Here is a 20,001-nt window from a genome sequence, read left to right as displayed (position 1 = left end):
CTCTATTCGAGCTTCACGCCCTTCCGGCTGACGCAGCCGGCGTCGCTCTTCACGCTGATCGGCTTTCGCAACTATGTGCGCATCCTGACGGATATCGAGTTCTGGACGGCCTTCGGCCGCACCGTGCTGCTGCTCACCGTCGCGCTCAATCTCGAGATGCTGCTCGGGCTTGGCCTTGCCATGCTCGTGGAGAAGGCGACGCGCGGCCAGCGGCTGCTGCGCACCATCATGATGTTCCCGATGATGTTCTCGCCGATCCTCGTCGGCTTCCAGTTCAAGTTCATGTTCAACGACAATATCGGCCTCGTGAACAACGCGCTGCAATCGCTCGGCCTGACCGATCAGGCGATCCCGTGGCTGATCGATGGTTCGCTCGCCTTCTTCGCGATCCTCGTCGCCGAAATCTGGTCGTCCACCTCGGTCTTCGCCATCCTCATCCTTGCCGGACTGCTCGCCATGCCGAAGGAGCCGATCGAGGCGGCGCGCGTCGATGGCTGCACGCCCTGGCAGACGTTCCGCTACGTCACCTGGCCGTTCATCATGCCCTTCGCCTATATCGCCATGACGATCCGCTCGCTCGACGTCGCCCGCGCCTATGACATCGTGAAGATCATGACGGATGGCGGGCCGGCCAAGCGCACGGAGCTGCTCTGGACGCTCATCTCGCGCACCGCCTATGCCGATGCCCGCATGGGGCTGGCCAATGCCATGGCCTATGTCGCGATCCTGCTCTCCATCCTCTTCACCGTCTATTTCTTCCGCAAGCTCTCGGCCGCGCGGACCCAGATTGCAGCCGAATGGTAGGAGTGGTCAGATGAACGAGAACGCAAAAGCCCGGTTCAACGGCTTCCTCCTCTCCGCCGCCCATAAGGTCGGCCTCTTCCTGGCGATGGCCGTCATCTGCCTGCCGGGCCTGTGGATCGTGCTTGCCTCCTTCCGCCCGACGGTCGAGATCATGGCGAAGCCGCCGGTCTGGATCCCGCAGGACCTGTCCTTCGATGCCTATATCGCGATGTTTTCCGGCGTCGGACAGGGTGGTATCCCGATCATCGAATATTTCCGCAATTCGCTGATCATCTCCGTCACCTCGACGGCGATCGCGCTCGCCATCGGCATGGCCGGCGGTTATGCCTTCGCACGCTTCCGCTTCAAGGCGAAGTCGTCGATCTTCCTCGGCCTGATGCTGACGCGCACCGTGCCCGGCATCGCACTCTCGCTGCCGCTGTTCTTCGTCTATTCGAAGCTCGGCATCATCGATACGCATTTCGGCCTGATCACCGCCTATGTGGCGCTCAACGTGCCCTTCACGATCTGGCTGATCGACGGCTTTTTCCGGCAGGTGCCGAAGGATCTGGCAGAGGCCGCGCAGATCGACGGCTGCACGCGCTGGCAGGCCTTCTGGCAGGTGGAGTTTCCGCTGGCCGGCCCCGGCATCGCATCCGCCGGCATCTTCGCCTTCCTCACCGCGTGGAACGAGTTCGCGCTCGCCTCGCAGCTCACCCGTTCCGTCACCTCCAAGACCCTGCCGGTCGGCCTGCTCGACTACACCTCGGAATTCACCATCGACTGGCGCGGCATGTGTGCGCTGGCGGTGATCATGATCATTCCGGCCCTCGTCCTGACCTTCATCGTGCAGAAGCATCTCGTTTCCGGCCTCACCTCCGGCGCAGTCAAAGGATAATCCATGGCAACCGTTTCCCTTGAAAAGCTGGTGAAGCGCTACGGCTCGCTCGAAGTGGTGCACGGCATCGATCTCGAAGTCGCGGACCGCGAATTCATCGCGCTGGTCGGCCCTTCCGGCTGCGGCAAGTCGACGACGCTGCGCATGATCGCCGGCCTCGAGCCGGTCTCCGACGGCAACATCAAGATCGGCGGCCGCGTGGTCAACGATCTGCCGCCGCGCGCCCGCAACCTCGCCATGGTCTTCCAGTCCTACGCGCTCTATCCGCATATGACCGTGCGCGAGAATATGGGCTTCTCTCTGAAGATTGCCGGCCAGAAGCCTGAGGATATCGCCCCACAGGTGGAAGAGGCGGCCAAAACGCTCGATCTCACGCACCTGCTCGACCGCCGTCCCTCGCAGCTCTCCGGTGGCCAGCGCCAGCGCGTCGCCATGGGCCGCGCCATCGTGCGCAATCCGGATGTCTTCCTGTTCGACGAGCCGCTGTCGAACCTCGATGCAAAACTGCGCACCCAGATGCGCGTCGAGATCAAGAAGCTGCATGCCAAGGTCCAGTCGACGGTCATCTACGTCACGCACGACCAGGTGGAGGCCATGACGCTCGCCGACCGCATCGTCATCATGCGCGACGGCTATATCGAGCAGGTCGGCACACCGGAGGATGTCTTCCAGCGGCCCAAGTCGAAATTCGTCGCCGGCTTCATCGGTTCGCCGCCGATGAACCTCAAGGATGCGGAGGTCGCGGATGGCCATGTGGTTTTCGCCAATGGCGACCGCCTGCCGCTGCCAGCCCGCTTCAGGGACCGCGTCACAGCCGGCCAGAAGGTGACCTTTGGCCTACGTCCGGACGATCTCTATCCCGCCGGTCATGGCATTCATTCCGGCGAGGACGCCGATGTGCACAAGCAGGACCTGCGCGTCATCCTGACGGAACCGCTCGGCAACGAAACGCTGGTCTTCTCCGATTTTGCCGGCGCCGAATGGGTCGGCCGCATGCTGAACCCGCGGCGGCTTTCGCCGGGCGAGGCGCTGCCCTTCTGCTTCGACCTGTCCCAGGCCCATCTCTTCGACCGCGAAAGCGGCCGCACGCTCAGGGGCTGACATGGCAAAGATCGAACGCGTCGAACTGAAAATGGTCGACCTTCGTCCGAAGGTCGAGCGCACCGATGCCATCCAGAGCTTCGTTTCGCAGGAAACGCCGCTCGTTACCATCACCGACAGCGACGGCGCCGTCGGCACCGGCTACAGCTACACGATCGGCACCGGCGGCTCCTCCGTCATGCGGCTGCTCGCCGATCATCTCGTGCCTCGTATCATCGGCCGCGATGCTGACCGGATCGAGGCGATCTGGCACGAGCTGGAATTTGCGACCCACGCCACGACGATCGGTGCGATCACCGCGATTGCGCTCGCCGCCATCGACACCGCGCTGTGGGATCTGCGCGCCCGCAAGCAGAACCTGCCGCTCTGGAAGCTTGCCGGCGGCGCGAAGGACCGCTGCCCGCTCTACACGACCGAGGGCGGCTGGCTGCATATTCCGGTCGAGGCGTTGGTCGAGGACGCGGTGAACGCCAAGGCACGAGGCTTTACCGGCTCGAAGGTGAAGATCGGCAAGCCGCATGGGTCGGAAGATGTCGCGCGCCTCTCTGCTGTCCGCAAGGCGGTCGGCGATGGCTATGAGATCATGACCGACGCCAACCAGGGCTTTTCGGTCGATGAGGCGATCCGCCGGGCGGAACGCCTGCGCGATCTCGATCTCGGCTGGATCGAGGAACCGTTGCCGGCCGACGATATCGACGGCCATGTGCGCCTCAACCAGTCGACGTCGACACCGATCGCCATCGGTGAATCCCTCTATTCGATCCGCCATTTCCGCGAATATATGCAGAAGGGTGCCTGCTCCATCGTGCAGGTCGACGCCGGCCGCATCGGCGGCATTACGCCCTGGCTGAAGGTGGCGCATGCGGCTGAGGCTTTCGACATGCCGGTCTGCCCGCATTTCCTGATGGAACTGCATGTCAGCCTGACCTGCGCGGTGCAGAACGGCAAATATGTCGAATACATCCCGCAACTCGACGACATCACCACCTCGCGCCTGAAGATCGAGAACGGCATGGCGCTGGCGCCGATGGTGCCAGGCCTCGGCATCGATTGGGACTGGGACGCCATCCGCGCCCGCTCGATTGGCGAATTCGAGCGTGAAATCCGCAAGGGAGCCTGAGGCATGCAACGCATCGGCATGGTGATCGGCGTCAAGCCGGAGACGATCGAAGAGTACAAGCGCCTGCACGCCGCCGTCTGGCCGGAGGTGCTGGCGCGGATTTCAGCCTGCAACATCAGGAATTATTCGATCTTCCTGAAGGAGCCGGAAAACCTGCTTTTCTCCTTCTTCGAATATCACGGCACCGATTATGCCGGCGACATGGCGAAGATGGCCGCCGACCTGAAGACCCAGGAATGGTGGGCCGTCTGCATGCCCTGCCAGGCGCCACTCGACACCCGCAAAGAAGGCGAGTGGTGGGCCGGCATGGAAGAGGTCTTTTTCCATGCCTGATTTCGATCCGTCGTCGCTGGCTCAATCCTGGCCGCTCCCATCAAATCCTCGCCCGATCGTCACCTTCGGTGCCGGGTCGATCGTCGGCGATGCGCATTATCCGGCCTATCGCAAGGGTGGTTTCCCGATTGCCGGGGTCTATGACCCCGACCACGACAAGGCAAAGGCACTGGCCGAAAAATGGGGCGTTGCGGCCTATCGCACGGTAGAGGAAGCGGCGTCTGTCGATGGCGCAATCTTCGACCTTGCCACCCCGCCTGCGGCCCATGCCAAGGTGCTCGCGGCTCTGCCGGAGGGTGCGGCGGCACTGATCCAGAAACCGATGGGCTCCGACCTCACAGCGGCAACGGAAATCTTGCGCATCTGCCGCGACAAGAAGCTCAAGGCTGCCGGCAATTTCCAGCTCCGCTTCGCGCCGATGCTGCTGGCATTGAAGGATGCGATCGCCAAGGGCCTGCTCGGCGAAGTCGTCGATTTTGACGTCTATCTGGCGCTCGATACGCCGTGGGAACTCTGGTCCTTCCTCGAAGGCCTGCCGCGCATCGAGATCGCCATGCACTCGATCCACTATCTCGACGCCATCCGCCAGATCCTGGGCGATCCGCAGGGCGTGCATGCCAAGTCGATCGGCCACCCGAACCACAAGATGGCGCAGACGCGCACCACCGCGATCCTCGACTACGGCGACCGGGTCCGCTGCGCGCTGTCGATCAACCATGACCACAAATTCGGCCGCCGGCATCAGGCTTGCGAGTTTCGCGTTTCGGGCACCGAGGGTGCCGCCTATCTCCAGCTCGGCGTCAATCTCGACTATCCGCGCGGCGAGCCGGATATTCTCGAAATCTACCCGAAGGGCGGCGAAGGCTGGGTGGCGGTGCCGCTTCAGGGCACGTGGTTCCCGGACGCCTTCGTCGGCCGCATGGCCAATCTCCAGCGCTTCGTTGCCGGCGAAGACGCCGAACTTGTCTCCTCGGTCGAGGATGCCTGGATGACCATGGCGCTCGTCGAGGCCGCCTATGCCTCCAGTGCTGCCCCCGCCACACCGCTTGCCGTGCGACCCTGAACAGGAACAGCAGATGGAACAGGTCAAATATTTCGAAGACTACGAGATCGGCGAGGGGCGCAGGACGAGCGGGCGCACGATCACCGAGACGGATTTCGTCGTGCATGCCGGCCATACCGGTGATTTCTTCCCGCATCACATGGATGCCGAGTTCATGAAGACGCAGCCCTTCGGCCAGCGTATCGCGCACGGCACCATGGTGTTCTCCATCGGCGTCGGCCTGACGGCGAGCGTCATCAATCCGGTCGCCTTTTCCTACGGCTATGACAGGATGCGTTTTGTCAGGCCCGTCTTCATCGGCGATACGATTCACACCCGCGTGACGATATCGGCCAAGGAAGACGATCCGAAACGCGCCGGCTCCGGCCGCGTCATCGAACGCACCGAGGTCATCAACCAGAAAGGCGAGGTCGTCCTCGCCGCCGACCATATCTATGTCGTCGAGCGCCGCCCGAGTGCCTGACGCCTCACGCAAGGAGCAACCATGAGCCTTTCCCTCGAAAACAAGCGTGTCCTCCTCACCGCCGCCGGCCAGGGGATCGGCCGGGCGAGCGCGCTGGCCTTCGCGCGTGCCGGTGCCAAGATCATCGCGACCGATATCAATGCCGAAGCGCTGAAGAGCCTCGCAACCGAGGCCAATATCGAGACCTACGTGCTCGACGTGCTTGATGCGGACGCCGTCAGCCGCGTCGTCGCAGCCACCGGCCCGTTCGACGTGCTCTTCAACTGCGCCGGCTTCGTGCATGCCGGCTCGATCCTCGACATGGCGGACAAGGATCTCGATTTCGCCTTCGATCTCAATGTCCGCGCCATGGTGCGCATGATCCGCGCCGTGCTCCCGGCAATGCTGGAGAAGAAGGACGGTGCGATCATCAACATGGCCTCCGTCGCCTCCAGCATGAAGGGCGTGCCGAACCGCGCTGCCTATACGATCACCAAGGCTGCCGTCGTCGGTCTCACAAAGTCCGTCGCCGCCGACTATGTCGCCCAGGGCATCCGCTGCAACTGCATCTGCCCCGGCACGGTGGAAAGCCCCTCGCTGCGGGATCGCCTGCGCGCGCAGGGCGATTTCGAGGCCGCACGTGCCGCCTTCATCGCTCGCCAGCCGATCGGCCGCATCGGCACGCCGGAGGAAATCGCCGATCTCGCCGTCTATCTCGCCGGCGCCACCTATACGACGGGCCAGGCCTACGCCATCGACGGCGGCTGGACCATCTGACCGATCAACGGCCGTCGGCATCGCGCCGATGGCCAATCCGACCATTTCCAAGGGCCGCTTCCATGACCAAGATCACCAGCCTCCGCTCCATCGACCTGCGCTTTCCCACCTCGCAGAGCCTCGACGGCTCGGATGCCATGAACCCCGATCCGGATTATTCGGCCGCCTATGTCGTGCTCGGCACGGATGAAGCGGGGCTGGAGGGCCACGGCCTGACCTTCACCATCGGTCGCGGCAACGAGATCTGCTGCGCGGCGATCGACGCGATGAAACATCTCGTCGTCGGCCTCGATCTCGACTGGGTGCGCGAAAATCCCGGCCGCTTCTGGCGCCATGTGACCAGCGACAGCCAACTGCGCTGGATTGGCCCGGACAAGGGCGCGATGCATCTGGCGACGGGTGCGGTGGTCAATGCCGTCTGGGACCTGCTCGCCAAGCAGGCCGGCAAGCCGGTCTGGCGTCTTGTCGCCGAAATGAGCGCGGAGGAAATCCTCGATATCATCGACTTCCGTTACCTCACGGACGCGCTGACGCCGGAGGAAGCGCTGGCCATCCTGAAGAAGGCGGAAGCCGGCAAGGCGGAGCGCATCGCGACGCTCGAGAAGGAAGGCTACGCCTGCTACACGACCTCGGCCGGCTGGCTCGGCTATGACGACGAGAAGCTGCGCCGTCTCTGCCAGGAGGCCGTCGATCAGGGTTTTACCCATATCAAGATGAAGGTCGGCCGTGACCTCGAAGACGACAAGCGGCGTCTGCGCATCGCGCGCGAGGTGATTGGTGATGACCGCACCATGATGATCGATGCCAACCAGATCTGGGAGGTTGGCCAGGCGATCGACTGGGTGAAGGAATTGCAGCCCTACAAGCCGTTCTTTATTGAGGAGCCGACGAGCCCGGACGATATTGCCGGCCACAAGGCGATCCGCGACGCGATCCATCCCGTGAAGGTGGCGACCGGCGAAATGTGCCAGAACCGCATCGTCTTCAAGCAGATGATCGCCGGCGGTGCGATCGACATCGTGCAGATCGATTCCTGCCGCATGGGTGGCCTGAACGAGGTGCTGGCCGTGTTGCTGATGGCCGCGAAATACGGCCTGCCGGTCTGGCCCCATGCCGGCGGCGTCGGGCTCTGCGAATATGTTCAGCATCTCTCAATGATCGACTACATTGTCGTGTCGGGCACCAAGGACGGCCGCGTGATCGAATATGTCGACCACCTGCACGAGCACTTCCTCGATCCCTGCCGCATCGAGAACGCCGCCTACATGCCGCCGTCGCTGCCGGGCTTCTCCATCGAGATGAAGCCGGAGTCGATTGCGACCTATACGTTCCGGCCGTAAGCGATCGGCGCTCCCGAAGGGGGAGCGCCTCTCTCAGGTCGGGAATTGCCGGTAACATTCCTCGGCGATCTGCTGGAGCAGGTCGCGGGGAATGTCGCCGGTCACGGCATAACCGAGTGCGCCGTCGATCCAGTAGAAGGTTTCCACATTCTCTGCCGAGGCGAAGCGGAAGCTGGTTTCCCGGTTGTCTTCATTGCGCCCCACTAGCACGGTGATGCGCTGGCCGGTCTCGTTTTCATACATGAACATCGCGCCCGGCTTGTCCGCGACGGGCAGCAGGCGTCCGCCGACGAGCTTGAAGCCGAGCGTCTGGAGGTTCGGCACCTTCATGTCGTCGATGGCGAGGCGTTTTCCGAGCCACGTCGCCAGATGCGCTTCCTGATCGGCGAAGACTTCGACCGGGTGGCGCACCTCGCTTGCATAGATCAGATAGGCATTGCGCGCTTCCTGCGGCAGCGCCTCCATCGCCGTCTGCGTCGTGGATTTTCCGAAAAGCTGCGGCCCGAAATGGCCGGCGAGGCCGCCGAGCGCGAAGACCAGCACGGCGGCTGCCACCATGGCAAGGCGGTGTGGCGGGCTTATGGTTCTTGCACCCGCGACGAGCTGGAGATCGGACGGCCGCGTGGTGGCATAACCGGCGAAGGCATTGCGCAGCCCGTCGTTCTGCGCCCGCCAGTCGGCGACCATGCGCGCCGCTTCCGGATGTTCGGCGAGATGGGCCTCCACGCGACTACGCGCGGCCTCGTCGAGCAGGCCGTCGGCATAGGCGTGCAGGTCGGCTTCGGCAACGGGATGCGTCTCGCTCATCTCGGGCTCCGCAACTGGATCACGTTTTGCTCCTGCAGCTTCTGCCGCAGCATCTGGCGGGCGCGCGACAGGCGCGACATGACGGTGCCGAGCGGGATGTCCATGATATCGGCGACCTCCTGATAGGAATGCCCTTCCACCGCCACCAGCATCAACACCGCCCGCGCATCGTTGGGAAGGTCTTCCAGCGCCCGCACCAGCCGGTTGCGCTCCAGCGGATCGGCCGGAAGCGTGTTCGACGCGACACCCTCAGCAGCCTCGATGCCGACGGAGGGACGGCGGGCGACGGCGCGGCGCGCGTTGAGATGAAGATTAGTCATGATGCGATAGGCCCAAGCGCGGATATTCGCGCCACGCCATTGCGCGCGGTTGACGAGCGCCTTCTCGACGCAATCCTGCAACAGGTCCTCGCTCTCGGCATCCGAGCGCGTCAGGCTGCGCGAATAGCGCCGGAGCTGCGGCAGGAGCGCCAGGATCTGGGCGTCGAAGGACGGCGGCGGGGAGGCGATGCCCTCCCGCCTGCTTTTCTCGGGCTTCTGCGGCTGGTCAGGGCTTGGCGACATTCCAGACGCCGTTCATGCCGTCGCCGGTCGCATCGCCTTGCTTCTTGTCCTTGACCCAGTAGTAGAGCGGCATGCCATCCTTGGCCCATTGTTTGGCGCCATCCTTGCGGGTGACGAGCGAATATGCACCGTCCGCCTTCGCATCGGAAGCGGCAAGGACCGGCGGCCAGTTGGCGGCGCATTTGTCGTAGCAGTAGGATTCGCCCTTCTCGTCCTTCTTGAACGTATAGAGCGTCATGCCCTTGTCGCCGGCGAGAACCTCGCCCTTGTCGGTCTTGACCGTCTTGAAGGGTTCGGCGGCAAAAGCGCTGCCGGCAAAAGCGGCAACGGCGAATGGCAAAAGGATCAGCAACTTCATGGTCGTCTCCCATCGTTACGGCGACGTTTTCCGTGCCGCCAATGTCAAGACACCGATGCTCAGGGGATTATTCCATTGCCGCTTGAAAAAATGCGGAGCAGGCGTCTTTATCTTTTCCTTATGCCGCCAGCCCGCCTTCCCAATCGAAACCTGACCCGCGCCGCGCCTAGTCTGTCCTCCGCATAAACAGGAGAACGGACATGTCCGATTTTATCTTCCTCGCGGTGCTCGTCATCATCAGGCCGCTCGGCCTCTATATCGCCCGCGTCTTCGCAGGCGACCGCATCGCGCTATCGCCGGTGCTGAGTTGTCTCGAGGCCGAACTTTACCGCATCTCCGGCATCTCGCCGGACAAGGAGCAGGGCTGATTGGCCTATACGCTCTCGATGCTCCCTTTTCCATCGCCGGCTTCGTAGCGCTAAGCCTATCCGCCGCTCAACCCGCAGCGTTTTGCCGGCATTGCGCCGGACCTCGCCTTCAACACGGCGGTCTCCTTCGTCGCCAACACCAACTGGCAGAATTATGACGGGGAAACCAGGCTCAGCCATTCCAGCCAGATGGCCGGCCTGACGGTGCAGAATTTCCTGTCCGCCGCGACCGGCATGGCGCTCGCCATCGCGCTGACGCGGGCGATGGCCCGATCCAAGATATCGACGCTCGGCATCGCCATGCTGCTCGGCCGTTTCGCATATGTCGTGCCGGTCATGGCGATCGCCCGCTCGCTTGCCGAGGCGGCGCTGATCGCCATGTGCGGCGGCGGCACCAATGATGCGCCGGCCCCTTGCCTAGGCCTATGTCGGCGTCGCCATGCATGCCGGCACGCAGGCGGTGCGCGAGGCGGCCAACATGGTGGACCTCGATTCCAGCCCGACCAAACTCATCGAGATCGGCAAGCAGCTTCTGATAACGCGTGGCTCGCTCACCACCTTCTCGATCGCCAACGACGTCGCGAAATATTTTGCGACCGTCCCGGCGCTGTTCGTCGCGACCTATCCGGCGCTTGCCGCACTCAACGTGATGAATCTCGCCTCGCCGCAATCTGCCATTCTCTCGGCCGTCATCTTCAACGCGCTGATCATCGTGGCGCTGATCCCCTTGGCACTGCGCGGTGTCGCCTACCGTCCGGCGGGTGCTGCCGCCCTGCTGCGCCGCAATCTCCTCGTTTACGGCTTTGGCGGCCTGATCCTGCCTTTCGCAGGCATCAAGGCTATCGACCTTGCTGCAGCGCCCTACATCTGGTGTAACCATCCTGAACCATCTTCGCCCCGCCATCACCCTCGTCTTCGCCCAGACCGTGCTCCTCGGGATCGGCTATCCGCTTGCCGTAACGGGCGTCGTGCAGGCCGTGATGCCTGCTACCGGCATGGCTCTCTCATCGAACGGAACGGCGCCGTTGTCGGCTCCGACTTGATCGGCCAGGCTTTCACGACGGACAAATATTTCTGGCCTCGTCCGGCGCGAACCTTGGCACGACCTCGACAAAACTCAAGGAGCGCGTCGTGGCTGATATCGAAAGGCTGAAGGCGACCGGCATCGTGACGCTCGTGCCGGCGGATGCCGCCACGACCTCCGGTTCCGGCCTCGATCCGCATATTTCGCCGGCTTTTGCCCGCGTGCAGATCGCGCGTGTCGCAAAGGCTCGGGGACTTTCGGAAACGGAGATAGCGAACCTTGTCGAAAATCGTATAGAAAGCCGTCTTTTCGGCGTCATCGGCGAACCGCGGGTGAACGTGCTACAGCTTAATCTCGCGCTCGACGCGCGTGGACCTTGAGAGTGAGAATGACGGAAAACGAGCGAGACGACAGTCTGAGGCCCGATCCCGATGCATTGCTTGCCCTGGCGGAGAAAGACCGCCGGGGCAAGTTGACCGTTTTTCTGGGGGCAGCGCCTGGCGTGGGCAAGACCTACGCCATGCTGACGCGCGCCGGGCGGCTGAAGGCCGAAGGCGTGGACGTTGTCGTGGGCCTCGTGGAAACCCATGGACGCGGCGAGACGGCTGCGCTCGTCGACGGTCTTGAAGTGCTACCGCGTGCCGGTATCGAGTATCGCGGCAAGGTGTTGCAGGAATTCGACCTCGACGGTGCGCTTGCCCGACGCCCCAAGATCATTCTGGTCGACGAACTTGCCCATTCCAACCCCGAGGGAAGCCGCCATCCGAAGCGCTACCAGGATATCGAGGAGCTGATCGCCGCCGGCATCGATGTCTGGACCGCGCTCAACATCCAGCATCTTGAAAGCCTTTCCGACGTCGTGGCGCAGATAACAGGCGTGACGGTGCGCGAGCGCGTGCCCGATGTGGTGCTGAAAAAGGCCGACGAGGTGCTGCTGGTCGATCTGCCGCCGACCGATCTGATCGAACGGCTGAAGGAGGGCAAGGTCTATCTGCCCGAAAGCGCCAGCCGCGCCGTCGACCGCTTCTTCCGCCTCGGCAACCTGACTGCGCTGCGCGAACTGGCGCTGCGCCGCACCGCCGACCGCGTCGACGAGCAGGTGGTCGATTACCTCAAGCAGAACGCCATCGAGGGGCCTTGGGCCAGCGGCGAACGGCTGCTGGTTTGCGTCGGGCCGGATGACCTCTCGGAAAAGGTCTTACGCGTGGCCAGCCGTCTCGCCTCCGGCCTCAATGCGCCCTGGATCGTCGTCTCCATCGAGCGCGCGGACCGGGAGGTCGAGACGACCGAACGTCTGCAGCGCATGGAGGCACTCTTTCGGCTCGCCGAACAGCTCGGCGCCGAGACGCGCCGGGTCGTCGGCAACGATTTCGTCGAGGAGATCCTGAAGCTCGCCCGCCGCGAGCATGCGACGCAGATCGTCATCGGCGCGCGGCGTAATCGTGGCTGGCGGAAATTCCTGCTGCCGTCGCTGCCGGATGCCCTGTCGCGCAAGGCCGCGGGCCTTGGCGTGTATTTCGTGACGCCCGACAAGACGGAAAAGCCGCCGGCGCCCGCCCGCTTCGTTTTGCCGGGCATCGCGTCCTACAAACAGTCGGTGCTGATTGCCGTGGCGCTCAGCGCGGCCACGGCGGCCGTCGGCAAGCTCGTCTATGTCTTCGCGGAACTGCCCAACATCTCGCTGCTGTTCCTGCTTGCCGTTCTCGGTGCCGCGGTGCTTGGCGGCTATGTCTCGGCCTTTATCGCGGCGGTGCTGTCTGCGCTCGCCTACAACTTCCTCTTCATCGATCCGCTGCACACCTTCACGATCACCGCGCCGCATGAGGTCTTCGCGCTGATCGTCTTCCTGTCGGTGGCGATCATTGCCGGCGGCTTTGCGTCGCGCATCAAGGAGCAGGCCGAGGTTGCCCGCGTTCGCGCCACCGCCTTGCAGTCGCTCTATGAATTCTCGCGCAAGCTCTCGACGGCGGGCAAGTCGGACGATGCGATCTGGCTCGCCGTCTCCCATCTCCAGGCGAGCCTCAAGCGCAACATCGTGCTGCTCCTGCCCGACAAGAGCGACCTGAGGGTCGCCGCCGTCTGGCCGCCGGATACCGAACTCGACGTCACCGACTTCACCGCCGCGCGCTGGACGCGCGACAAGCAGGAGGTGGCGGGTGCCGGCACAGGCACGTTGCCGAATAGCCGCTTCGAGTTCCGACCCCTGATGGGACCGCATGGCCTTGTCGGCGTTTGCGGCATCCAGCAGAGCGAAGAGCAGCTTGGTCCGAATGCCGAGCGCGCGCTGTCGGCCATTCTCGACCAGACCGCGATTGCGCTCGACCGCGCGCGGCTGTCGGAGGAAAGCCTGCAACAGGCCGCGCGTCTAGAGGGCGAGCGCTACCGCGAGGCCCTGCTGTCCTCGATTTCGCACGACCTGCGCACGCCGCTCGCCACCATCATGGGCGCCGTCACCAGCCTTCGCCAACTTGGCGACAAGATGGAGCCGGGGAGCCGCGACGATCTGCTCCAGTCGGTCGAGGAGGAGGGCGCGCGCATGAGCCGCTTCGTTTCCAACCTGCTCGACATGACGCGCATCGAAGCCGGCACGCTGAAGCCGAAAAGCGACTGGATCGACGTCTCCGACGTCATCCACGCCGCCGTCGAGCGGGCGCGCAAATATTTCCCGGGCACGGTGATCGAGATGGGTATCGCGCCCGACCTGCCGCTGGTCGAGGGCGACAATGTGCTGCTCGGCCAGGTGCTGTTCAACCTGCTCGACAATGCCGTGAAGTTCGGCGGCGAGGAGCCGGTCAATGTCTATGCGCGGCGCGACGGGCAGGATGTGCTGATCTCCGTCACCGACCTCGGCAAGGGCATTCCGCCTGCCGAGATCGACCGCGTCTTTGAAAAATTCTACCGGCGCGGCAAGCCGGACGGGCGTTCGCCGGGCACGGGGCTCGGTCTTTCCATCGCCCGCGGCTTCGTCGAGGCGATGGGTGGCAAGATCCAGGCGGAAAGTCCGGCCGTGAAGAAACGCGGCACGCGCATCGTCATCCGCTTCCCGGCAGGCGAGGCGGCAAAGGCTGAAAAGGCGAAGGGATGAGTGAACGCATCCTCGTCGTGGATGACGAGCCGCAGATCCAGCGGTTCCTCAAGCCCGCCCTCAAGGCGGCGGGCTACGACGTGGTGGAAGCACTGACCGGCAGCGAGGCGCTGAAGGCGGTCGCGACGGCAGCACCCGACCTCATCATCCTCGATCTCGGCCTGCCCGACATGGACGGCAAGGATGTTCTGACGAGCCTGCGTGGCTGGACGACGATCCCGGTCATCATCCTCTCCGCCCGCGAGCGCGAGAGCGAGAAGATCGCTGCCCTCGATCTCGGCGCCGACGATTATATCGAAAAGCCTTTCGGCATCGGCGAACTCACCGCCCGCATCCGCACGGCGCTGCGCCATCGGGAGCGGGCGGCGGCCGCGCCTGCGGTCATCACCACCGACGGCCTGGTGATCGATACCGTCAGGCGTCTGGTGACGCGCGGCGGGGAGACGGTGCGGCTGACGCCGAAGGACTACGATCTGCTGACATTGCTGGCGCGCCACGCGGGCCGCGTCGTCACGCACAAGACGCTGCTCACCTCGGTCTGGGGGCCGGCGCATGGCGAGGACCTGCATTACCTACGCGTCTTCATCGGTCAGCTTCGCCAGAAGATCGAGCGTGACCCGACCCAGCCCGCCATCGTGCGCACCGAACCCGGTGTCGGCTACCGGCTGGTCATTGACCTCTAGCCTATCTTTTCGACGATGGGCGCTATCTGCACGACCGTGATATCCGTCGCGCCGGAATCGATGATGTCGAAGACGGCCTCCAGCATTTTCGGCACGTCCTGCCGCACCATTTCTATGTGATCGCCGAGCATGGCGACGAAGGGATCCCAGTCGAAGCAGCCGAGATGCGGCATGCGTTCGGCATAGTGGCCGGAGCGGCGGATCCAGCGCATCACGCCTTCCAGCGAAATCGTCGAGTTGACGAACATGCCCCGCGGCAGGGTGCTCGCGCGCTCGGCGAGCTGTTTCATGACGGTCTCGGCCTTTTCCGGCGCATAGCCGCAGGTCTGCACCAGCGCCTCGTCGACGGCAATGCCGGCTTCCGCATGGGCGTCGCGGAATCCGCGCACGCGTTCCATCGTGTTGTGATCCGTGCCGCGGCCGCCGACGAAGAGGAGAGGGGCTTTTTCGCCGAATTCCCGCTGGCAATTGGCCAGAACCCGGCGCGTCAGTTCCAGCGCGCCGCCATAATTGTCGGAGATGACGGAGGGGGCGCGGGAGCCGGGCAGGTCGAGATTGATGGTGCGCACGCCGGCGCTGGCACACAGGTCGACGATACGGTCGGGGTCGGTTGCACCGGTCGCGATCAGGCAGTCCACCTGGTAGGACAGCATGGCGCGCGCCGCCTCCACCTCCAGTGCCGGGTCGCGCCGCGTACAGGTGATGATCGGGAAAAGGCCGCGCTCGCGGGCAAGATTTTCGAACTGCTCGACGATCGAGCCGAAATAGCGGTTGTCGTATTTCGGCACGATCATGCCGATGATCTTCGAGCGTTCGCGCCGCAGCACGCTCGCCTGCATGTTGACCGCGTAGCCCTGTTCTTCGGCCAGTTTCGTGATCTTTTCCGCAAGCTTGGCGCTGATGCGCCGCTTCTTCCAGTTGCCGTTGAGAACGGCGCTCACAGCGCTGGCGGATGTGCCTGCCAGCTCTGCCAGATCATAGATGGTCGTCCTTTTCGCTGATGTCGTGCGATTCACATGTCATCTCCATTTCGAAAGCCACCTTGACACCAATCCCGTTTGGTGACAATTCTTGCTTCATCGATTGAGCACGCTTGCTTCATCGATGAAGTTGCCTGAACAGCAAGGCTGACCCAAGGGAGGAGTCAGACGGAGCATCGACGAACCGGACGTTGCGGCATCGCTGCAGCGAACGATGATCTGCGCGCTTATGGCGTGTGGAAGGGTCGAGCCCTGTCGCCCTTGGCGGCTTGAGGTCGCCGGCGAACCGAACTGAAAATCAACTGTGGAGGAACCCCATGAAGACGCTTAACATCCTGCTCGCCTCGACCGGCCTTGCCCTGTCGCTCGGCAGCGCCGCCCTTGCCCAGGAAAACGCGACCGTCGCCTTCCTGATGCCCGACCAGGCCTCGACCCGCTACGAGCAGCACGACTATCCCGGCTTCAAGGCCGAGATGGAAAAGCTTTGCGCCACCTGTACGGTGATCTACCAGAACGCCAATGCCGACGTGGCGCTCCAGCAGCAGCAGTTCAACTCGGTGATCGCGCAGGGCGCCAAGGTCATCGTGCTTGACCCGGTCGATTCCGCCGCTGCCGCAGCCCTCGTCGAAATCGCTCATTCGCAGGACGTCAAGGTCATCGCCTATGACCGGCCGATCCCCGACAAGCCGGCTGACTACTACGTTTCCTTCGACAACCAGGGCATCGGCAAGGCCATCGCGCAGTCGCTGGTCGAACACCTGAAGGCCAAGGGCGTTCCGGATGGCGCGGGCGTGCTTGAGATCAACGGCTCGCCGACGGACGCGGCCGCCGGCCTGATCCGTGACGGCATCCACGAGGCGCTTTCGGCTTCGCCCTACAAGACGCTCGCCGAATTCGACACGCCGGAATGGGCGCCGCCGAAGGCGCAGGAATGGGCCGCCGGCCAGATCACCCGCTTCGGCGATGAGATCAAGGGCATCGTCGCCGCCAATGACGGCACGGGTGGTGGCGCCATCGCGGCTCTGAAGGCCGCCGGCGTCAAGGAAATGCCGCCGGTGACCGGCAACGATGCGACGATCGCCGCCCTTCAGCTGATCATCTCGGGCGACCAGTACAACACGATTTCCAAGCCGTCGGAAATCGTGGCCGCCGCTGCCGCCGGTATTGCCGTCAAGCTCCTGAAGGGCGAGACGCCGGAAGCCACCCAGAAGCTCTACGAAACGCCGTCGCAGCTTTTCGTTCCGGCGGTCGTGACGGCAGAAAACATCAAGGCCGAAATCTTCGACAAGGGCATCAACAAGCCGGAAGAAGTCTGCACCGGCGAATATGTTGAAGGTTGCCGCAAACTCGGCATCATCAACTAATTGCGCCCAGCGTGTCCGGCCGTGGCCTCCCGCGGCCGGACATTCCGATCAGTCGTAAGGTCTTTTTGAAGGTGCAGGGGCCATGACAGCCATGCAGAGTCTTCCCGCCAAGGGGCAATCGGTGATGCGTCTCACCGGCGTATCCAAGAATTTCGGGGCCGTATCCGCGCTGACGGATATCGAGCTCGACGTCAAGGCCGGCGAAGTCGTCGCGCTGGTCGGTGATAACGGAGCCGGCAAATCGACGCTGGTCAAGGTGCTCGCCGGCGTGCATCAGCCCTCGTCCGGCACGATCGAATTCTGTGGTCAGCAGGTGTCGCTCGACACGCCCGCCAAGGCGCTGGACCTCGGCATTGCCACCGTCTTCCAGGACCTTGCGCTCTGCGAAAACCTCGACGTCGTCGCCAACCTCTTCCTCGGCCACGAAATGTCGCCCTGGGCGCTCGATGAAGTGGCGATGGAAGTGCGTGCCTGGACGCTGCTGCGCGAGCTTGCCGCACGCATCCCGTCCGTCCGCGAACCCATCGCGTCGCTCTCCGGCGGCCAGCGCCAGACGGTGGCGATCGCCCGCTCGCTGCTGCTCAATCCGAAGCTCATCATGTTGGACGAGCCGACGGCTGCCCTCGGCGTGGCGCAGACGGCCGAGGTGCTGAACCTCATCGAGCGCGTGCGCGATCGTGGCCTCGGCGTCATCATCATCAGCCACAACATGGAGGACGTGCGCGCCGTGGCGGACCGGATCGTCGTGCTGCGGCTGGGCAAGAACAACGGCGTCTTCACGCCTGATTCCTCCAACCAGGACCTCATTTCCGCCATTACCGGCGCCACGGACAACTCCGTCTCGCGCCGCGCCGACCGCAAGGCCGGCGAAGCACACGAACATAACGGGGGAGCAGCATGAGCCAGAATCCGTCCCAGCCGATGCTGGACCGCAGCGACGAACGCGTTCGCCACGACGACAGCCTCGCCGCCATGGCCAAGGGCTTTTTCGACCGCGTGCGCTCCGGCGACCTCGGCATGCTGCCCGTCGCCGTCGGCCTGGTCGTCATCTCCATCGTGTTTTCCGCGCTGAACCCGATCTTTCTTGCGCCGAACAACCTCGTGAACTTGCTGTTCGACTGCGCCACGGTTGGCGTCATCTCGCTTGGCATAGTCTGCGTGCTGGTGCTCGGTGAAATCGACCTGTCGGTCGGCTCGATGAGCGGCCTCGCCTCGGCCATGGTCGGTGTGCTCTGGGTCAACCAAGGCTGGCCGATCGCCGGCGCCATCCTGGCCGCTCTCGTCGTCGGTGCCGGCGTCGGCTTGCTCTATGCGACGCTCTACAATCGTCTCGGCATGCCGAGCTTCGTCGCCACGCTTGCCGGCCTGCTCGCGCTGCTTGGCATGCAGCTCTACATTCTCGGCCCGACCGGTTCGATCAACCTGCCTTACGCCTCCTCTCTGGTGCGCTTCGGCCAGATCCTGATCATGCCCGACTGGCTGTCCTACACGCTGGCACTTCTGCCCGGTCTCGTGATGATCGGCCGTGGTCTGCGCACCCGCACCCAGCGTCTCGCCGCCAATCTCTCGGCCCAGCCGATGCGCGCGCTGATCCTCAAGGCTGTCGTGCTGACGGTCGTGCTGGAAGCCGCCGTGTTCTATCTCAATCTCGGCCGCGGCATGCCCTGGATGTTCGCACTCTTCATCGCGCTTGCCGTCATCCTCAACTATGCGCTGACGCGCACCCAGTGGGGCCGGTCGATGTTCGCCGTCGGCGGCAACAAGGAGGCGGCGCGCCGCTCGGGCATCAATGTGCGCCGCATCTATATGAGCGCCTTCATGCTCTGCTCGACGCTGGCGGCCCTCGGCGGCATCCTCTCGGCCTCGCGCCTTGCCTCCTCCAGCCAGCAGGCGGGAACGGGCGACGTCAATCTCAATGCGATCGCCGCAGCCGTCATCGGCGGCACCAGCCTCTTCGGCGGACGCGGTAGCGCCTATTCGGCCCTGCTCGGCATCATCGTCATCCAAGCGATCTCGAACGGTCTGACGCTGCTCAACCTGTCGTCTTCGCTGCGCTACATGATCACGGGCGGCGTTCTCGCCATCGCCGTTATCGTCGACTCGCTCGCCCGTCGCTCCCGTGTCAGCCACGGCCGCGCCTAACGCATATTGAAATGGAGTTTTAGATCATGGCTGACCTCATGAAGGGCAAGATCGCCGCCATCACCGGTGCCGCCTCCGGCATCGGCCTCGAATGCGCCAAGACGCTTTTGGCCGAGGGTGCGAAAGTGGTGCTGGTCGATCGCGCCAAGGACAAGCTGGAGCAGCTCTGCAAGGAGCTCGGGCCGAATGCCCTGCCGCTCGTCGTCGATCTGCTGACGCCGTCGGATGTCTCCGGTATGCTGCCGCGCATCCTCGATATCGCCGGCGGGCTGGATGTCTTCCATGCCAATGCCGGCGCCTATATCGGCGGCCCGGTGGCGGAGGGCGATCCGGACGCCTGGGATCGTATGCTGAACCTCAACATCAATGCGGCCTTCCGCTCGGTTCATGCGGTGCTGCCCTATATGATCGGGAAGAAGACGGGCGACATCCTGTTCACCTCGTCGATTGCCGGCGTCGTTCCCGTCGTCTGGGAGCCGATCTACACGGCCTCGAAATTCGCCGTGCAGGCCTTCGTGCATTCGACGCGCCGCCAGGTGGCGCAGCATGGCGTGCGTGTCGGTGCAGTCCTGCCGGGTCCGGTCGTCACGGCGCTGCTCGACGACTGGCCGAAGGAAAAGATGGACGAGGCGCTGGCCAATGGCAGCCTGATGCAGCCGAAGGAAGTGGCCGATGCCGTGCTCTTCATGCTGACGCGGCCGCGCAACGTCACGATCCGCGACCTCGTCATCCTGCCCAACAGCGTCGATCTCTAAGCGCGTGGCAAGCGG

General features: G+C 64.0%; 20 protein-coding genes and 3 pseudogenes. 18 read left to right on the top strand and 5 right to left on the bottom strand.

Going from position 1 to position 20,001, the window contains the following annotated elements; genetic code table 11:
• The 9 genes from ACOZK4_RS25785 to ACOZK4_RS25745 all read left to right on the top strand — a co-directional run.
• Positions 1–804, top strand: an 804-nt coding sequence (locus ACOZK4_RS25785; protein WP_421594512.1) for a carbohydrate ABC transporter permease, incomplete at its 5' end; no start/stop codon positions are given.
• 10 nt (positions 805–814) lie between these two features.
• On the top strand, positions 815–1,681 hold the full coding sequence (locus tag ACOZK4_RS25780) for a carbohydrate ABC transporter permease (protein WP_421594511.1): 867 nt from the start codon (positions 815–817) through the stop codon (positions 1,679–1,681).
• A 3-nt stretch (positions 1,682–1,684) separates the two neighbouring features.
• The gene (locus ACOZK4_RS25775; protein ID WP_421594510.1) at positions 1,685–2,782 is read left to right on the top strand and encodes an ABC transporter ATP-binding protein; all 1,098 of its coding nucleotides are present in this window, start codon (positions 1,685–1,687) and stop codon (positions 2,780–2,782) included.
• Position 2,783: 1 nt separating this feature from the next.
• Positions 2,784–3,902: a mandelate racemase/muconate lactonizing enzyme family protein gene (locus ACOZK4_RS25770; protein WP_421594509.1), complete on the top strand. Its 1,119-nt coding sequence runs from the start codon at positions 2,784–2,786 to the stop codon at positions 3,900–3,902.
• Positions 3,903–3,905: 3 nt separating this feature from the next.
• The gene (locus tag ACOZK4_RS25765; protein WP_421594508.1) at positions 3,906–4,235 is read left to right on the top strand and encodes an L-rhamnose mutarotase; all 330 of its coding nucleotides are present in this window, start codon (positions 3,906–3,908) and stop codon (positions 4,233–4,235) included.
• Positions 4,228–5,298: a Gfo/Idh/MocA family protein gene (locus tag ACOZK4_RS25760; RefSeq protein WP_421594507.1), complete on the top strand. Its 1,071-nt coding sequence runs from the start codon at positions 4,228–4,230 to the stop codon at positions 5,296–5,298. Before ACOZK4_RS25765 ends, ACOZK4_RS25760 begins: the two co-directional genes overlap by 8 nt.
• Before the next feature lie 13 nt (positions 5,299–5,311).
• On the top strand, positions 5,312–5,761 hold the full coding sequence (locus ACOZK4_RS25755) for a MaoC/PaaZ C-terminal domain-containing protein (protein ID WP_117370249.1): 450 nt from the start codon (positions 5,312–5,314) through the stop codon (positions 5,759–5,761).
• A gap of 21 nt (positions 5,762–5,782) precedes the next feature.
• Positions 5,783–6,517 (top strand): SDR family oxidoreductase, encoded by a 735-nt coding sequence (locus ACOZK4_RS25750; protein WP_421594506.1) that lies wholly within the window; start codon positions 5,783–5,785, stop codon positions 6,515–6,517.
• 62 nt (positions 6,518–6,579) lie between these two features.
• Complete coding sequence (locus tag ACOZK4_RS25745) at positions 6,580–7,857, top strand: L-fuconate dehydratase (protein WP_421594505.1); 1,278 nt, start codon at positions 6,580–6,582, stop codon at positions 7,855–7,857.
• 33 nt (positions 7,858–7,890) lie between these two features.
• Here ACOZK4_RS25745 and ACOZK4_RS25740 read toward each other — a convergent pair whose 3' ends face one another.
• From ACOZK4_RS25740 to ACOZK4_RS25730, 3 genes are read right to left on the bottom strand one after another with little or no spacing between them, the layout of a single operon-like run.
• Entirely contained in the window at positions 7,891–8,664 is a 774-nt protein-coding gene (locus ACOZK4_RS25740) for an anti-sigma factor family protein (protein WP_421594504.1), read from the bottom strand.
• A complete protein-coding gene (locus tag ACOZK4_RS25735) occupies positions 8,661–9,227 on the bottom strand; it encodes an RNA polymerase sigma factor (RefSeq protein WP_421594503.1) in 567 nt (188 codons plus the stop codon). The genes ACOZK4_RS25740 and ACOZK4_RS25735 overlap by 4 nt, the downstream gene beginning before the upstream one ends.
• Positions 9,211–9,585 carry a hypothetical protein gene (locus tag ACOZK4_RS25730; RefSeq protein ID WP_421594502.1) on the bottom strand — a complete coding sequence of 125 codons (375 nt, stop codon included), beginning with the start codon at positions 9,583–9,585 and terminating at the stop codon, positions 9,211–9,213. Before ACOZK4_RS25730 ends, ACOZK4_RS25735 begins: the two co-directional genes overlap by 17 nt.
• A gap of 200 nt (positions 9,586–9,785) precedes the next feature.
• Between ACOZK4_RS25730 and ACOZK4_RS25725 the strand changes: the two are divergent.
• A pseudogene (locus ACOZK4_RS25725) lies at positions 9,786–10,187 on the top strand (potassium-transporting ATPase subunit KdpA); the annotation flags it as partial.
• Here the strand turns inward: ACOZK4_RS25725 and ACOZK4_RS25720 are convergent.
• Complete coding sequence (locus ACOZK4_RS25720; RefSeq protein ID WP_421594516.1) at positions 10,106–10,333, bottom strand: hypothetical protein; 228 nt, start codon at positions 10,331–10,333, stop codon at positions 10,106–10,108. The pseudogene ACOZK4_RS25725 and the gene ACOZK4_RS25720 overlap by 82 nt on opposite strands.
• Between ACOZK4_RS25720 and ACOZK4_RS25715 the strand changes: the two are divergent.
• From ACOZK4_RS25715 to ACOZK4_RS25700, 4 genes and pseudogenes are all read left to right on the top strand, one after another.
• Positions 10,323–10,812, top strand: a pseudogene (locus ACOZK4_RS25715) (potassium-transporting ATPase subunit B); the annotation flags it as partial. The gene ACOZK4_RS25720 and the pseudogene ACOZK4_RS25715 overlap by 11 nt on opposite strands.
• A 19-nt stretch (positions 10,813–10,831) precedes the next feature.
• Positions 10,832–11,357 (top strand): annotated as a pseudogene (locus ACOZK4_RS25710) (potassium-transporting ATPase subunit C).
• Between the two features lie 8 nt (positions 11,358–11,365).
• The gene (locus tag ACOZK4_RS25705; protein WP_421594501.1) at positions 11,366–14,062 is read left to right on the top strand and encodes an ATP-binding protein; all 2,697 of its coding nucleotides are present in this window, start codon (positions 11,366–11,368) and stop codon (positions 14,060–14,062) included.
• Positions 14,059–14,745, top strand: coding sequence for a response regulator (locus tag ACOZK4_RS25700; protein WP_421594500.1), 687 nt, complete (start codon positions 14,059–14,061; stop codon positions 14,743–14,745). Before ACOZK4_RS25705 ends, ACOZK4_RS25700 begins: the two co-directional genes overlap by 4 nt.
• Here the strand turns inward: ACOZK4_RS25700 and ACOZK4_RS25695 are convergent.
• Entirely contained in the window at positions 14,742–15,761 is a 1,020-nt protein-coding gene (locus ACOZK4_RS25695; protein ID WP_421594499.1) for a LacI family DNA-binding transcriptional regulator, read from the bottom strand. The genes ACOZK4_RS25700 and ACOZK4_RS25695 overlap by 4 nt on opposite strands.
• A gap of 281 nt (positions 15,762–16,042) precedes the next feature.
• Between ACOZK4_RS25695 and ACOZK4_RS25690 the strand changes: the two genes are divergently transcribed.
• The 4 genes from ACOZK4_RS25690 to ACOZK4_RS25675 all read left to right on the top strand — a co-directional run bounded on the left by ACOZK4_RS25690 (position 16,043) and on the right by ACOZK4_RS25675 (position 19,986).
• On the top strand, positions 16,043–17,089 hold the full coding sequence (locus ACOZK4_RS25690) for a sugar ABC transporter substrate-binding protein (RefSeq protein ID WP_421594498.1): 1,047 nt from the start codon (positions 16,043–16,045) through the stop codon (positions 17,087–17,089).
• Positions 17,090–17,180: 91 nt separating this feature from the next.
• Positions 17,181–17,990, top strand: coding sequence for an ATP-binding cassette domain-containing protein (locus ACOZK4_RS25685; protein WP_421594497.1), 810 nt, complete (start codon positions 17,181–17,183; stop codon positions 17,988–17,990).
• On the top strand, positions 17,987–19,231 hold the full coding sequence (locus tag ACOZK4_RS25680; protein ID WP_313523743.1) for a sugar ABC transporter permease: 1,245 nt from the start codon (positions 17,987–17,989) through the stop codon (positions 19,229–19,231). The genes ACOZK4_RS25685 and ACOZK4_RS25680 overlap by 4 nt, the downstream gene beginning before the upstream one ends.
• 26 nt (positions 19,232–19,257) lie before the next feature.
• On the top strand, positions 19,258–19,986 hold the full coding sequence (locus ACOZK4_RS25675) for an SDR family oxidoreductase (protein ID WP_421594496.1): 729 nt from the start codon (positions 19,258–19,260) through the stop codon (positions 19,984–19,986).
• Positions 19,987–20,001 lie beyond the last annotated feature (15 nt).

Origin of the sequence: Shinella sp. M27 (assembly GCF_049199905.1) — a bacterium.
Taxonomy (GTDB): domain Bacteria; phylum Pseudomonadota; class Alphaproteobacteria; order Rhizobiales; family Rhizobiaceae; genus Shinella.
The sequence above is the reverse complement of the archived record's forward strand: the minus strand, read 5'-3'. Positions and strand labels throughout refer to the sequence as shown.

Coding starts and splice junctions, on each gene's coding strand:
- ACOZK4_RS25780 (WP_421594511.1), top strand. CDS start 815: ATGAACGAGAACGCAAAAGCCCGGTTCAACGGCTTCCTCCTCTCCGCC.
- ACOZK4_RS25775 (WP_421594510.1), top strand. CDS start 1,685: ATGGCAACCGTTTCCCTTGAAAAGCTGGTGAAGCGCTACGGCTCGCTC.
- ACOZK4_RS25770 (WP_421594509.1), top strand. CDS start 2,784: ATGGCAAAGATCGAACGCGTCGAACTGAAAATGGTCGACCTTCGTCCG.
- ACOZK4_RS25765 (WP_421594508.1), top strand. CDS start 3,906: ATGCAACGCATCGGCATGGTGATCGGCGTCAAGCCGGAGACGATCGAA.
- ACOZK4_RS25760 (WP_421594507.1), top strand. CDS start 4,228: ATGCCTGATTTCGATCCGTCGTCGCTGGCTCAATCCTGGCCGCTCCCA.
- ACOZK4_RS25755 (WP_117370249.1), top strand. CDS start 5,312: ATGGAACAGGTCAAATATTTCGAAGACTACGAGATCGGCGAGGGGCGC.
- ACOZK4_RS25750 (WP_421594506.1), top strand. CDS start 5,783: ATGAGCCTTTCCCTCGAAAACAAGCGTGTCCTCCTCACCGCCGCCGGC.
- ACOZK4_RS25745 (WP_421594505.1), top strand. CDS start 6,580: ATGACCAAGATCACCAGCCTCCGCTCCATCGACCTGCGCTTTCCCACC.
- ACOZK4_RS25740 (WP_421594504.1), bottom strand. CDS start 8,664: ATGAGCGAGACGCATCCCGTTGCCGAAGCCGACCTGCACGCCTATGCC.
- ACOZK4_RS25735 (WP_421594503.1), bottom strand. CDS start 9,227: ATGTCGCCAAGCCCTGACCAGCCGCAGAAGCCCGAGAAAAGCAGGCGG.
- ACOZK4_RS25730 (WP_421594502.1), bottom strand. CDS start 9,585: ATGAAGTTGCTGATCCTTTTGCCATTCGCCGTTGCCGCTTTTGCCGGC.
- ACOZK4_RS25720 (WP_421594516.1), bottom strand. CDS start 10,333: ATGGCGATCAGCGCCGCCTCGGCAAGCGAGCGGGCGATCGCCATGACC.
- ACOZK4_RS25705 (WP_421594501.1), top strand. CDS start 11,366: ATGACGGAAAACGAGCGAGACGACAGTCTGAGGCCCGATCCCGATGCA.
- ACOZK4_RS25700 (WP_421594500.1), top strand. CDS start 14,059: ATGAGTGAACGCATCCTCGTCGTGGATGACGAGCCGCAGATCCAGCGG.
- ACOZK4_RS25690 (WP_421594498.1), top strand. CDS start 16,043: ATGAAGACGCTTAACATCCTGCTCGCCTCGACCGGCCTTGCCCTGTCG.
- ACOZK4_RS25685 (WP_421594497.1), top strand. CDS start 17,181: ATGCAGAGTCTTCCCGCCAAGGGGCAATCGGTGATGCGTCTCACCGGC.
- ACOZK4_RS25680 (WP_313523743.1), top strand. CDS start 17,987: ATGAGCCAGAATCCGTCCCAGCCGATGCTGGACCGCAGCGACGAACGC.
- ACOZK4_RS25675 (WP_421594496.1), top strand. CDS start 19,258: ATGGCTGACCTCATGAAGGGCAAGATCGCCGCCATCACCGGTGCCGCC.